The sequence below is a fragment of the Bradyrhizobium oligotrophicum genome (assembly GCF_051168495.1).
Taxonomy (GTDB): domain Bacteria; phylum Pseudomonadota; class Alphaproteobacteria; order Rhizobiales; family Xanthobacteraceae; genus Bradyrhizobium; species Bradyrhizobium oligotrophicum_A.
On the sequence record NZ_JBNPVB010000008.1, the window covers coordinates 1 to 13191 of the forward strand.

Below are 13191 nucleotides of genomic sequence, written 5' to 3' on the forward strand. Positions count from 1 at the left end.
GCCCGCCTGCTCAAAAAAATGCAGGCGGCAGGTACCACAGGTCTGGCCGAACACACCCGGCCCTCCCCGCGCGATGGGTTTACGAATTATACGTACTCTCCCCGGTGTCCGGGCTTGTTAGCCACCGTCGCCGTCCGGATCATCACCGGACGACTTGACGCCAGCGTCGGGGCGCCAGGACCATACGACTTCACCGTCCTGCCGGACACGTTCGTCCGCTCGCGATAAGCGCGCTGCGCTCCCGACAGGCCACCGCTCCCCGCCTCCCACGTTCGTGACGATCGCGAAACGCCCCTTGCCGATCGAGACGGGATGGCGACAGAGAACCACGATTTCCGAAAAAAAGAAACAGGAATATTTTTCGCCGGAGGACTGGACAGGGCAAATCAGCTTGATGGGACGAGCGAATTTGGATTTTGCGCGCACGCAATTTTGCGTCGCGAACGCGGCAGCGCGGCGTCGTCGCCCAAGGCCGGAGCGTGGGGGTCCGAGAAGGGCCAAAAGCGGCCACCCAATACGTCGAGGAAAGGCGCAAAGCTCTACTTGCTGCGAAGACTGGCCTGAAGCCGCAACCGTCAACGGAAAGTAGAGTCAGCCGCTTCGGCCGAGCCGATTTATGCTTGGGGGCAGCAGGACTCAACGCTCCGGCCGCGAAAGCATTAACACGAACACCAGCAGTTCAGTGAACTGTACTGTAGTGAAACGCTGACAAACCAAGATTTCATTGCGGCTACGAAGCCGATTCGCGCTACAAGTAGAGTAGCTACAATGCATGAGGGAGCACGCCTTGCGGTTACTGTTGCCAGCAATCTTCTGCCTCCTCGCCACCACAGCTGCCGCTCAAGGGCCGTTCACGCAACCTGACGTGATCATGACGATGGCGACCCATGACCAATTCATGAGGGAGAACGCCTTGCGGGATTTGCCACCACCAATCCTCGCCATCACAGCTGCCGCGGAAGGGCCGTTCACGCCACCCGGCGTGATCCCCCCCGACTACGCTATGACGATGGCGACCCATGAATCGTACCGCAAGGGCAGCAAGATCATACTCCATCACGGCGACTGGACCCGGGCTGCCGTGACCGCGGATTTATCGGCGAACTCGTCGTATGGGGCAGTGGCATATTACTTGACCAACGTTGGAACGATATTGGTCGACGCTCACGGCCGATCGTTCTTGCGTGGGCCGTATCGCTCGTCCGACACCGAATATGCGCCGCGTAACACCGGCGAACGACAGATCCATCTCGGCGAAAGCTGCACGGTCTGGGAGGTATCGCGGACCACGGGGGACATACCCGTACATTTGAGCTGCGTCAGCGACGACGGCATCGAGCTTTGGCAGAAGTCGCTGAAGTCGAGCACGCGCGAAGTTACTTCATCAGCCGAGGCGACGCAGATCGAGCGACGGCCGGTGTCGACGGAAGACGCACGTCCACCGAGATCTGTCTTTGCACTGAATTGGCCCGACGACCGCGATACGCTGCCGCCAATCGCGCCGGAAAAGTCGGACTACGAACTCGTCATGGAGCAGACCATGTCGCCGCCCGGGAGAGAGGTCATTCGCACCGTGCGCCGACATGGCCCGTGGGAGTTCACCGAGGAAACCACCGGCAAGCTGCGAACGATCCATGTCATACACGATTTCGGGCAAGTAAGGTCCACCTATGAGACTGATGACTCCGGCGCGCGACAGAGTCTGTGGATAGACATAAGGGTGCGCACCCCCGCCGAGCAGGAAAGAATTGACGCACATTTTTGGGCCGCGCTTCCTCGACCACTGATCCCGGACCGGACCGATACAGTGCTCGGCGAGAACTGTCGCTGGTTTGACTTGATGCCCGCAATGGCTGGTGGCCGTACCTCTTCATGCCTTACGAAAGATGGCATCGCGCTAAAGGAAAGGCATTTCTGGGACAACTCCCTTACCTCGGAGTGGACCGCGATCCACATTACGCGGCATCCCATCACGATCGACGAGATCAAGCCGCCGGCCGAGCTGCTGTCGCCGCAAATATGGGCCATCGAGTAGACCTACTGTGCCGAAAGCGATCCGCGACCAAGCCCACGCCTTGACGCCCAAAGAGCGGGCGGCTGGCGCTTGGTGGAGGTCCGCCCTGGGTCAAAGACTGAAATTCTCATGCCGAGTAGATCTCTTCTGCACAACCTCGAATAACCGACGTGGCATGGCCCTGACGGCTTTTCTCTGCCGGGCCATGGGCTATCCTCCGAAATGGGCTGGCGCTATGGCCGGTGTACCCCAGATAACAGGCGACTTGCCGCAGCGCCGCAAGTCGGCAGCCATGGGCCACAAGCAGTCCTCCGGGATGCCGCTGCGGAGCGCCAGGGATTGCCCCGATGGCGGCCGTTAAACGAACCGCGACCGAACCGCGTCGCCCGTGGCCAGCCAGCCTGCGCATTTAGGAAAAGGTTCAGCTTTGCGGAAGCGCGGCGCGCTCCCCATATGAGGTACATGAGCAGCGATGATTACGTAATCGGCAAGCGCATGTACGAGGACATGACGGCCGAGGCATTCGAGAGCGATTTCCCGAAGGTGACCGGCCGCAGGGTCGAAATTGTCGGTAGAGAAGACCCGCCCGATGTGATCGCACTCATTGACGGCGTAGAGACCGGCGTCGAACTGACCGCGATAATGGCCGAGAGCGCCCAGGATATCGTGCTTGGGATGCACCGACTAGCGAAGCAGAAGCATGAGAAGTATGACCGCCGTGCGCTGTTCGGTGTCCGGCCAATGATCCTGTTGGGCCATCTTACCTGGCCCGCCATCGGCACCAAAGAGCGCGAAAACCTGACGATGGAAGCCATGCGCCGGGCAATGGCAACCTACCCTGCGCTATGGGATGTATGGGAAGACGTCGATGGCCTGTATGACCCATCCGATTTCGACGGGTTGGGGTTTTCCGAGGTTTGGCTGATGGACGACGGCATGAAATACACTTCCCGCCGCGATCCACGCGCTCCAGCGGATTTCTTCTGCTTTGCACCCTCTAAGCAGGGCGGGTTCTGGGAGCTTGAGAGAAAACGCCGCCCCCCTTACTGGCACCTTCATGCCGGCTACTAGAAGAGCGCACCGAGGCGGTGGTGATATGGGAGATGCGAGAATGCGGCGGTTCACGGACCCGGAGATCGTATTCCATCATGAGGGTACCGATGGCGGGATGGAACGGACGTTAGAGGCCAATGAGGATGGTACCCTAACCTATGACGAGTCACCCAATTACTATGCGCACCTCGGCGGCGAGAAGGGCAAGGTACAGAGACTGTCGCCGACCGAAGCAAAGGCGCGGTTTCCAGGTTACGATGAGAAAATCGATAGTGCTGTCGCCTATATGAAGGGCCGTCGGTCTCGCTAACGGCGCCAACGACGGGTTGGGGTCAAGGGCCGCCATGGTCAGCAGGCTGGTGGCAGAGCCAGTGTACCCCCAGCTTCGGAAATCACTTTGCCGTCCAGTACTTACGCTTGGGGCCAGAAGCAGACTGCGTCCTGCTGGGATTAAGCCCAAGCGAAACCTTCGATGGCAGGATGCTCGTCGTCGGGTTTGGTCCGACCGGTCAAGCGCTTTCGACCGCTAATATTGGGCTCCCGCTGGCGGCGAGAATCCAAGCGTTGAACGCTGACCAACGCGCGGCCCGCTAATTTGACTGCCTGCTCCACCGTCTGCTTCGCCAAAAGCCAACAAGCTGTCATGCGGCCCAAAATGCTGAGCAGCAATATCACCGAAAAGATATCGATGTAGGCTAGCACATCGCCCACCAGCATTAGTTCAGGAGGGATCGGGATGCTGTGATAGTAAGCCAAGCTCAGACTGACGACAGGAATGAACGCAATGATTTTCCTTAGCGTCAGCCGGTCCAACCAGGCGGCAAACCGGACAACAAATATTTCCCACAGCAGATCACCAAACGCCGCAGGCTCATCGACCGTCCATTTCTTCCAAAATTGTTTAAACACAGAGTGAATGCCCCGTCAGTCCAAGCTGAAAGATCATCGCAATTAGATAAAACCTTTGGTTGATCAGGGTGTCAAGTCTGCAACGGGTCAACAAGAGACATAGTTCAGCGCAGCAGTTTCCGACGAATGAAGGTGATGGCCTGCTGAAAGTCTGAATGCCATTCGTCACTGAGTGGTCGGTCCATCGCGCACCAGAAGAATTTGAACTCGTGACCACCGTCGTCCCGAGCGTCATGCGTCCATTCGTGCGGCAAGTCTCCTGTCAAACAAAGAAACAAATGCCATTCCTGGTTGCTCGCCACCATCTGAATCGCACCAATAAAAGAATCTATTCGCGCATCGCAGATGCCGCTTTCTTCGCACAACTCGCGCAATGCCGCATGCCCGGCGTCTTCTCCAGCCTCGATGGAGCCCTTGACCAGCTGACATCCTGCCAATGGATGCCGAAACGCAAGAATCTCCAGGCCATCGCTGTTTTGGCGGACGACGACTGGGCAGGCTTTTCGAGGAGACGTCATCGGTTGTTGGGGACCTGACCACTTTGTTCGAACACCGCGAACGAGGGTGGCACGCCCGCCGGGCTGGATTCAATACTTGCCATTGAAGAGCCCAGGTGCAGCTTCCGGCCAGCGTCACGCACGGGCATGGCCGCCGGGCTGATGGCATGGCCGGTGCCCTCCGCTCCGGAAATTCCCGTGCGCTCCGGCACTCGCGTTTCGGGCCATGAACCGACGTTCCGCATACACGCTACGCTCGGCCCGGGCGAGCAATCGCTTGCTCGTAGCTCAACGTATCGCGATGTCGAAGACGGAAGAGAGCTTAGCTACTGAAGTGCCGGCTTGAATCTTTGGCGCCCCTGTGAAGCCCGGGTCGTCCAGGGTCATAGGACTCAGATGAGGCCGAAGGTGATTGCGATTAGGAAGAACACGATCAGCCCGATGCCGACCAGCTTGAAGATGTAAGCGGCCTCAACATCGCGCCCAAGCCACTCGAAATCCAGCCCCCATAGGACGGTTGCGACGAACCCCAGAACGAGGGTCGAGATCAGCAGGATCACGTTGATGGTGTCCATTGACTGAGCCTTCACTGGCTACGCCGAAGTCTCAGCGGACTCCGTACGAAAAACCGCAGCCATCGTCCCGCTGCTTTGCCATTGCCATTCTGCGACGGAAGTAGAGAGCGATGGGAACAAATGCCACTCTTGGTTAATCGCGGCCATCTGAATCGCACCAGGAGAAAAATCCATTCGCGCATCGCAAATGCCGCTTTCTTCGCACAACTCGCGCAAAGGCTACAGAATTCGTCTTGCAGATCGTCATCGCCAAGGTGACGAAGCCTTGACGGGCGGCTCCGGAGTCCGATACGGCCGGTCAGCGTTTCGTGGTCACCCAGGCCATGAGTGCACCGGTCGCGTCCGCCCCGATGGCAATGCGCCCGAAATGCGGGACGTCGAACGGCTGTCGGGCGATCCTGCCGCCATTTCTCTCGATCTCGGCAAGGCGCCGGTCGACATCGTCGACTTCGAGATAGCTCAGCCAGTGCGGCGGATCGCCTTCGGGAACGATTCCGCGCATGTCGAGGATGCCGGCGACCGGCCTGCCCTCCGCCTTGGCGATCCAGTAGGTGCGGTCCCGGTCCGGCATTGGTATCCCCTCGAACGTCCAGCCGACAATCGTCGCATAGAACGCCTTCGCCGCTTCGACGTCCCGTGTATAGAGCTCATTCCAGACGAAAATTCCGTGAGTCATGGCGCGTCCTCCGTGTGATTTGGCTCGACCGGCGCCGCCGTCGAAACCGACCTGGATCGAACTCGGCAGCGCCTACAGAGGACGAACGAGACCTCGCCAGCCCGACAGCGAGCGTCGAGCCTGCCCTTCGCCGGGGCTCTGACCGCGCAGGCGAGCGCGGCAACAAGCGCCAGGTCACAGGATCAAGACGCGAGGTGAATGCGACGTCGGCTCTCACACAGGGGCGACGTTGGACTGACATGCTTCTGCTCGTATGGCAGCAGCAACGGATGTTCTGTCGTGAATGCAGCAGGTGACGCGCATCAAAACGAACCTGCCTCGCGTCTAACGAAGGACCTGCGGCGTCTCGCGCCATCGTCGTCCGTCACGAGCGACGTCATTGGGCGCGCGGCCGCGGGCGAAGCGGTCCAGGGGCCGCGCCGCTCTCTTGTTGCGTTCGTGCACAGCGTGCCAGATTGGCCCTGACCACGAGATGATGAAACGGCCTGATCGCGTTGAGATAGGTGAAGCCAAGGGCATTGTGGGTATGCACCACGGTCGTCGCGATCAGCAACGTTCCCGTCGACGCGTGGCGTCGCAGCAGAGAGAGCCGGAAGTCCAGGTGCCGGTCATCCGCACCGAGCACGATTTCGTCCGTGCCCTCCCAATGCACCGGGAAGAAATCCACCCGTTCATGGCCGTCCGGGGACGTCCTGACGACATCGGAGGTCTTGATGCCAAAGGGCGTCACCATGGCGTCGCGCAGCGCGATCAACGCCTTTTGCCACGCGGGTGGATCGACGAGTGTGCGCCGCGCCAGTTCGCGCATGGTCGACTGTTCCGATGCACGGAGCTCGATGCTGTAGCTGTCGAGCAGACTGGCGTTCTCGTACCAGTTCGCGACGACACTTTCCGACGGCGGCGTCGTCCGGCGTACCTGCGATTTGTGGTCCAAACCCATGGTCATGACGACGTCACCTCTTCGAGCAGCCCGCGGCTCGATCCATGGCTGCGTCAGTGGACATTGCGCCATGGTATCAGGCGTCCCGACTGCTTTCCAGAGCGTGGCCGCGTTGGTCGCCGCGGCGAGTCGGCTTCATGTCCATGGCCACATTGCTGCGGCATACCTCGTTGCCAACCACCTGCCTGAACCGTCGCGCCGCGGTGGGCACGGCGCGGGATGCATCACGTCTGATCAGCAGCATCGGGGCGCGCCTTTGCCCACCCTACCGCGCCATCATTGCGAGCGATCGCTGAGCGGCCCAAGGAACGTCGTCGCACGAGTGTCTCGCGACGACGAAAAGTGGCAGGCTCTGCACCTCACCCTCAACTGTCATCGCCCGGCTTGACCGGGCGATCCAGTACGCCGAGGCAGTCGTGATGACATCGATCGGCCGCTGCGTACTGGATGCCCGCCTGCGCGGGCATGACGGGAGGATTTGACCGGCAGCCCCGTCCTATCGCTCTCCGCTCTACTTCTTCCCGCTCTTGGTCGTGTGGGAATGCGAATGGCTGTGGCTGTGACTATGCGAATGGCTGTGCGCATGCCCGTGGTCATGCGCCGCCTCGATCGGCATCAGCGCGACGTGGCCGTGGCGGACGCCGCGTTCGGCGATGACGTGGTCGGCGAACGCCTTGACCTCGGCCCGCTCGCCCTTGAGCACGGTGACCTCGAGGCAGCTTTCCTGGTCGATGTGGACGTGCAGCGTCGCCTGGGCAAGGCCGGAATGATCATGCGCCTCCTGGGTCAGCCGCTTCGGCAGCTCGCGCGCGGCGTGATCGTAGACGTAGCTGAGGGTGGCGATGCAGTGCCGGCTCTCGGTGCCCGCACCGTCGGCGCTCTCCAGGCCGCTGCGCAGCAGGTCGCGAAACGCCTCCGAGCGGTTGTCGTAGCCGCGCCGCGCCATGAAGGCATCGACCTCGGCGAGCAGGTCGTCGTCGATCGTGATCGTCAGGCGCTGCATGTCTCGTCTCCTCCGGCGCGCGGCAAGCGCCTATCCACCAGCTGAGTATGATGTTTTCACGTTGACATCATACTGGCGTCACCTTAGCGTTCTTTAACACTCGACATCAGGGCGATCCAAGCGAGCTTGCCGCGCGCCGACGACGGTGCGCGGCGGATGACGACGCATGCCCGATTGGCGAGATCGAGGGGCGTTGCGACGATGAAGTGGCGTGGGGCAAGCGTGGCGGTGCTGATGGCGGCACTGGCGCAACAGGCGGTGGCGCATCCGGAACGGGCTCCGGCCGAACTGCCGACGGTCGACGTCGATGCTCCCAAACGCACGGCCAGGGCGAAGCCGCAGGTCCGGCGCGAGGCGCAGCGGCCGAAGCCCGATGCAGCCCGTCCTGCAACCAGCATTGCGCCGGCTCCCGCCGCCGCGATGGCGCCGTCCGGTGCGCCAAATGCCGGCTCAGGCCCGGCGCGGCCGCAGGGGATGGCGAGCGAGACCATCATCACCGGCGACGAGATCAACGCGCGCCCGGCCACACGGCCCGGCGAGGTGCTGGAGGCGGTGCCCGGACTGATCGTCACGCAGCATTCCGGCGAAGGCAAAGCCAACCAGTATTTTCTGCGCGGCTACAATCTGGACCATGGCACCGACCTCGCGCTGTTCGTCGACGACGTGCCGGTCAACATGCGCACCCATGCGCATGGCCAGGGCTATGCCGATCTCAACTGGCTGATGCCGGAGACGATCGGCCGCGTCGACGTCCGCAAGGGGCCTTATTTTGCCGATGAAGGCGATTTCGCTTCCGTCGGCAGCGTCCATATCGGCCTGATCGACAGCGTGCCGAAGGCGATCGCGCAGGTGACCGCCGGCAGCTTCGGCTACCGCCGCTTCTTCGGCATGGATTCGGTCCATGTCGGCGACGGCCATCTGCTGATCGCGGGCGAGGCCGGCCGGTATGACGGTCCGTGGACGACGCCGGATGATGCGAAGAAGCTGAACAGTCTGCTGCGCTACAGCCAGGGCACGGCGACCGACGGCTTCTCGATCACCGGCATGGCCTATGCGAATCGCTGGACTTCGACCGACCAGGTGCCGGAGCGCGCCATCACCTCGGGCCTGCTCGGCAGGTACGATTCGATCGATCCGACCGACGGCGGCAAGACCAACCGCTTCGCGCTGTCCGGCCGCATCGCCGGCACCGACGACGCCGGCGCGTGGAAGGCCAACGCCTATGTGGTGAAGAGCCAGCTCGATCTCTACAACAACTTCACCTATGCGCTGCGCGATCCCGTCAATGGCGACCAGTTTCATCAGCATGACGACCGGCTGATGCTCGGCGCCAACGCGTCGCGGACGATCAATGGCAGCTTTGCCGGACGGCCGATGGAAACGACCTTCGGCATTCAGACGCGCTACGACGACATCGCGCTGGCGCTGAGCTATACGAAACAGCGCAGCTATCTCAGCTCCGTCCGCAACGACAAGGTGGGCGAAGGCAGCGTCGGACTCTATGCCGAGAACACGGTGCGCTGGGCCGACTGGCTGCGCACCACGGTCGGCTATCGCGGCGACTATTACCAGACCCACGTCTATTCGCTGTATAACGGCAACAACACCGGCGATGCCGCGGCCAGCCTCGGCAGCCCCAAATTCCGCATGGTGATCGGGCCGTTCGACAAGACCGAGTTCTTCGTCGGCGCCGGCTACGGCATGCACAGCAACGACGCGCGCGGCGCCACCACCACCGACGATCCGACTGCGCCGGGCACCAGGATCGACTCCTCGCCGCTGCTGGTGCGCACCAAGGGCGCCGAGGTCGGGGTGCGCACGCGCATCATTCCCGGGTTCGACTCGTCGCTGAGCGTGTTCATGCTCAACCAGGATTCCGAAATCCTGTTCTCCGGCGATGCCGGCAACACCGAGGCGAGCCGGCCGAGCCGGCGCTACGGCTTCGAATTCACCAATCACTATCGCCCGAGGTCGTGGATCGACATCGACGCCGACCTCGCGATGACGCATGCGCGCTTCGTCGGTGACAATGCCGACCAGGCCGACGCCTACAATCAGCTCGTCGCCGCCGGCGCGTCCGCCGAGGTGCTGCGCGGCAATGCGCCCGGCAACTACATCCCCAACGCGCCGTCGATGATCGCCTCGGCCGGGATCACGCTCGGCGAGCAGACCGGCTGGTTCGGGTCGTTGCGCTGGCGCTATCTCGGCTCGACGCCGCTGACCGAGGACAATTATTTCCGATCGACCGCGACCAGCGTGTTCAACGGCCGCATCGGCTTCCGCGATGCCAATGGCTGGCGCATCCAGCTCGACGTGCTGAACCTCTTCAACACCAAGGCTAACCAGATCTCCTACGGCTACGGCTCGTTGCTGACGACGGATCAGCTGTACCAGGCGTGCTACGGCAGCGCGCCGACGGGCGTTCCGGCACAGGTGTGCCAGACCGGCGTGATGGACCGCGTGCTGCATCCGATCGAGCCATTGACGTTTCGCGTGACGGTGGCCGGGACGTTCTAGCAGCGATCGGATCAGGCGGGTTCGCCGGACCTCACTGGCAGCACAACGGCGGGCCATCCGGCACGATCGAGATCTCGAAATCAGCCTCGTCGTACGCGGCCTCTTCCGCTGCGACGGCCGGCATGTCGCGGTCCGGCGGAATGCGCCATGGAATCGGCTTCGGCGGCATCCGCTCCAGCCGCTGGGCATCGGCGACGGCGCGGCGGGCGATCTTCAGCGAACGACAGACCAGGACCGGCTGCTCGTCGGTACCGACCTCGAACCCCGAGCCAATCGCCCTGATGCGATACGATGCCATGTTCGCCCCTCCCATCCCGCCAGCAACAAGAACCCCGCGCGCCTTGTTCCCGGCGACTGTGGCAGGTCTAGTATCGGCCAATGGCGGACGGCGAAGCTGGTCAATGGATTCTTAATGCGCGTGATGCGCCGGCGGCCTTTGCGTTCCGGAGCAGGACAGACGGCGCGATGCGGCGGATCCCGCGGAAAGAAATCCACAGCCGCGCGTGACGGCGCGTGGCGGATAGCGGATCGGGACGGCGCTGCGAACCACTCGCTACTCGCCACTCGCCTCTCCGTCAATAATCCCGGAACTCGTCTTCCTCGTTGATCAGCTGACCGATCGACTTGGCCTGCTTGCGGGCCGGAATCGAGCTGGTGACGTCGGGCTCGCGCTGGCCATAGCCGTAGCGGCGCTGCTGGGCGCGCGACGCGACCGCCTCGCCGGATTGTGCGGCGGGCTGGCAGATCAGGCGGCGGCTGGCGCGGCGCATCAGGTCCACATGGATGTGGTCGTAGTGATAGACGTTGGAGCCCGGCGCCAGCACGGTGGTGAACTGCTGGCACGCGCCACCCTGGACGTCGCGCAGAAAGCCCTGCTCCTCCGGCACCCCGATCCAGCCGTCCTTGACGCTGATGCGGCGGCCGTCGGCGAGGATGAAGGCGGCGATGTCGAGCGCGTTGCCGAAGGCATGCTCGGAAATGTGCGCGCTCGGATTGCCGTTCATGCCGCGGCAGGAATAGGCCGAGATCTGCTTGATCTCGACGACCCGGGTGCCGAACCAGCGCTGTGCGGCCGGTTGCACCGATTCCGCGATCCAGCGGTCCAGCGCCGAGACGATCGGACAGGCCAGCGTCGCGGTCGGCTTCACCGCGACCGGGCCGACGGTGCCGACGGGATCGCGCGACGGGCCGAGCCGCGGCGGCACCTCCGGCTGCTGCTGCGGATAGGCGGAGCGCGGCGCGGGATAGGATGCGCCGGGCGGCAGGTTGACGTCGTCCTCGCCGGCCGGCGGCTCGAGCGGCAGCGGCGCGCCGGGAGCCGCGCCATAGGCCGGCGACGACGCCGCGCTCGGATAGGCCGCGCCCGACGGAGGATACGCGGGCTGTGCCGCCGGCTGATAGGTCGACGGCGGCGGATAGGACTGCGGCTGCTTGTTGACCGGCCAGCGCGGCTGGCCGCCGATCGCGGCCGGCGGACGCAGGCTCTCGTCGGCGAAGCCGTAGCTCGCGGTGGCTTCGCCCAGCGCCGCCACCTTGAGCGGATAGTCGGCGCCGCACATGCCGGGGCCGGAGATCGGATCGATGCGGACGATGTCCGCACTCTCCTTCACCGCACCGGATTTCAGGCAGGCGATCTCGGCCTCGGCCCGCCACGGCTCGCGTTCCTGGAAAAATCCACGGCCGCAACCCGCAAGCGAGACAAGGACGATGGAGCCGACGAGATACAAACGAACTCCGCGCGTCATGTCCGGAGGTTTGCGACAATTTGCTTAAGGACCTGTCAATGCCGTCCGTTGACGGCGCGCAAACCATCGCGCCACGCGAGCTGTCGATTGACGGGGATGCGGCAGCCGCGCTGTCTTTTATGCCGAGGCCGTTCGGATATGTCTTGCGCGCGCCTGGTGAGACGCCGGGCGGAAACGCGAAAACGGGAGCCGTGTCATGACCCTTGCCGGTCGACTGAACATGGTGGTCGCCTATGTCGTGTTCGCCTTCGTCGGCGCGATCGTCGTCGGTCTGGTCTGAAGCCGCGACGCCTCACACGCGAACTTGATCCGCTCCGTCCCTGCCGTCGGCGTCGTGAGGGTTCTCCGGACGCGACCGCTTTCGCCGACAGTGATGCGCGTCACGGAGTGCCCCGCCGGCCGCGCCTAAGGTTCCCCTCAGGTTCACGACGCGCCCGAGGGAGTTCCATCCATGAAGACCGTGTATCTCGCCGCAGCCGCGGTCCTGATCGCGAGCAGCGCCGCCCAGGCCGGCAGCTCGGTCGCGTTCGATTTCGGCGGCCACAAGGTCCGCGTCACCGTGCCGCGCAACTGCCAGTCGCTGTCCTGCCTGCAGGTGTCCGGCGTCGATCTCAGCGGCCTGAAATCCAAACTCGACGATGACGATACGCAAGCGAGCAGCACGCCTGCGACCAGCGCTCCCGTTGCCGCCGCTCCAGCGACCGCGGCTCCGGCCGCACCTGCGCCGGTCGTCAACGCGCCCGCCCCCATCGCCGCGGCACCGGCCGTCACACAGCCGGCGCCCGCTCCAACCGCACCAGCTCCGATAGCGCAGATGCCGGTGCCGCCCGCCCCGGTCACTTCGACCGTGGCTACGCCAGCCCCTGCCTCTGCCCCTGCCCCCGCGCCGGCCACCGTCGCCGCTGTGCCTGCCGCTCAGGCCGCGCCGCCCGCAGCAGATCCGAATTCGCCGCTCGGCCTGTGGGCCACCGAAGGCGGCAAGGGCAATGTGGTGATCGAGCCGTGCGGCGCCAACATCTGCGGCTTTGCCGAGAAGACGCGCGAGAAGATCCTCATCAACATGAAGCCGAAGGACAGCAAATGGGTCGGCCGCATCCACGATCCGGACGGCGGCGGCAACTACGACTCCACGATCGTGCTGAAGAACGCCACCACCTTGCGGGTCCAGGGCTGCGCCTTCGGCGGCCTGTTCTGCGGCGGCCAGACCTGGAAGCGCATCGGCTGACGCGCTCCCCCGGCGGGGCTCTCAGGTCCGGCTCGCA

General features: G+C 63.5%; 14 protein-coding genes. 6 read left to right on the top strand and 8 right to left on the bottom strand.

Going from position 1 to position 13191, the window contains the following annotated elements:
- From ACQR1B_RS16790 to ACQR1B_RS16805, 4 genes are all read left to right on the top strand, one after another.
- Positions 1-228: hypothetical protein (locus ACQR1B_RS16790; RefSeq protein WP_434834619.1), on the top strand; the 228-nt coding region annotated here is incomplete at its 5' end.
- 559 nt (positions 229-787) lie between these two features.
- Complete coding sequence (locus tag ACQR1B_RS16795; RefSeq protein ID WP_434834618.1) at positions 788-2035, top strand: hypothetical protein; 1248 nt, start codon at positions 788-790, stop codon at positions 2033-2035.
- A gap of 441 nt (positions 2036-2476) precedes the next feature.
- Positions 2477-3085 carry a hypothetical protein gene (locus ACQR1B_RS16800; protein ID WP_434834617.1) on the top strand — a complete coding sequence of 203 codons (609 nt, stop codon included), beginning with the start codon at positions 2477-2479 and terminating at the stop codon, positions 3083-3085.
- A gap of 40 nt (positions 3086-3125) precedes the next feature.
- Positions 3126-3377: a hypothetical protein gene (locus ACQR1B_RS16805; protein ID WP_434834616.1), complete on the top strand. Its 252-nt coding sequence runs from the start codon at positions 3126-3128 to the stop codon at positions 3375-3377.
- Positions 3378-3517: 140 nt separating this feature from the next.
- Here ACQR1B_RS16805 and ACQR1B_RS16810 read toward each other — a convergent pair whose 3' ends face one another.
- The 6 genes from ACQR1B_RS16810 to nikR all read right to left on the bottom strand — a co-directional run bounded on the left by ACQR1B_RS16810 (position 3518) and on the right by nikR (position 7667).
- Positions 3518-3976 carry a hypothetical protein gene (locus ACQR1B_RS16810; protein ID WP_434834615.1) on the bottom strand — a complete coding sequence of 153 codons (459 nt, stop codon included), beginning with the start codon at positions 3974-3976 and terminating at the stop codon, positions 3518-3520.
- Positions 3977-4080: 104 nt separating this feature from the next.
- The gene (locus ACQR1B_RS16815) at positions 4081-4494 is read right to left on the bottom strand and encodes an NUDIX hydrolase (protein ID WP_434834614.1); all 414 of its coding nucleotides are present in this window, start codon (positions 4492-4494) and stop codon (positions 4081-4083) included.
- A 371-nt stretch (positions 4495-4865) separates the two neighbouring features.
- Positions 4866-5048, bottom strand: coding sequence for a hypothetical protein (locus tag ACQR1B_RS16820; RefSeq protein WP_434834613.1), 183 nt, complete (start codon positions 5046-5048; stop codon positions 4866-4868).
- A gap of 298 nt (positions 5049-5346) precedes the next feature.
- Complete coding sequence (locus ACQR1B_RS16825) at positions 5347-5724, bottom strand: VOC family protein (RefSeq protein WP_434834612.1); 378 nt, start codon at positions 5722-5724, stop codon at positions 5347-5349.
- Positions 5725-6100: 376 nt separating this feature from the next.
- Positions 6101-6670 (bottom strand): DUF2867 domain-containing protein, encoded by a 570-nt coding sequence (locus ACQR1B_RS16830; protein ID WP_434834611.1) that lies wholly within the window; start codon positions 6668-6670, stop codon positions 6101-6103.
- Between the two features lie 505 nt (positions 6671-7175).
- Positions 7176-7667 carry a nickel-responsive transcriptional regulator NikR gene (gene nikR, locus ACQR1B_RS16835; protein ID WP_434834610.1) on the bottom strand — a complete coding sequence of 164 codons (492 nt, stop codon included), beginning with the start codon at positions 7665-7667 and terminating at the stop codon, positions 7176-7178.
- 201 nt (positions 7668-7868) lie between these two features.
- Between nikR and ACQR1B_RS16840 the strand changes: the two genes are divergently transcribed.
- Positions 7869-10184 (top strand): TonB-dependent receptor, encoded by a 2316-nt coding sequence (locus ACQR1B_RS16840; protein WP_434834609.1) that lies wholly within the window; start codon positions 7869-7871, stop codon positions 10182-10184.
- Positions 10185-10215: 31 nt separating this feature from the next.
- Here the strand turns inward: ACQR1B_RS16840 and ACQR1B_RS16845 are convergent, their stop codons facing one another.
- Complete coding sequence (locus ACQR1B_RS16845) at positions 10216-10482, bottom strand: hypothetical protein (RefSeq protein ID WP_434834608.1); 267 nt, start codon at positions 10480-10482, stop codon at positions 10216-10218.
- 277 nt (positions 10483-10759) lie between these two features.
- Positions 10760-11929, bottom strand: coding sequence for an extensin family protein (locus ACQR1B_RS16850; RefSeq protein WP_434834607.1), 1170 nt, complete (start codon positions 11927-11929; stop codon positions 10760-10762).
- A gap of 451 nt (positions 11930-12380) precedes the next feature.
- Here ACQR1B_RS16850 and ACQR1B_RS16855 point away from each other — a divergent pair, with 451 nt between their 5' ends.
- Positions 12381-13154, top strand: coding sequence for a DUF2147 domain-containing protein (locus tag ACQR1B_RS16855; RefSeq protein WP_434834606.1), 774 nt, complete (start codon positions 12381-12383; stop codon positions 13152-13154).
- Positions 13155-13191 lie beyond the last annotated feature (37 nt).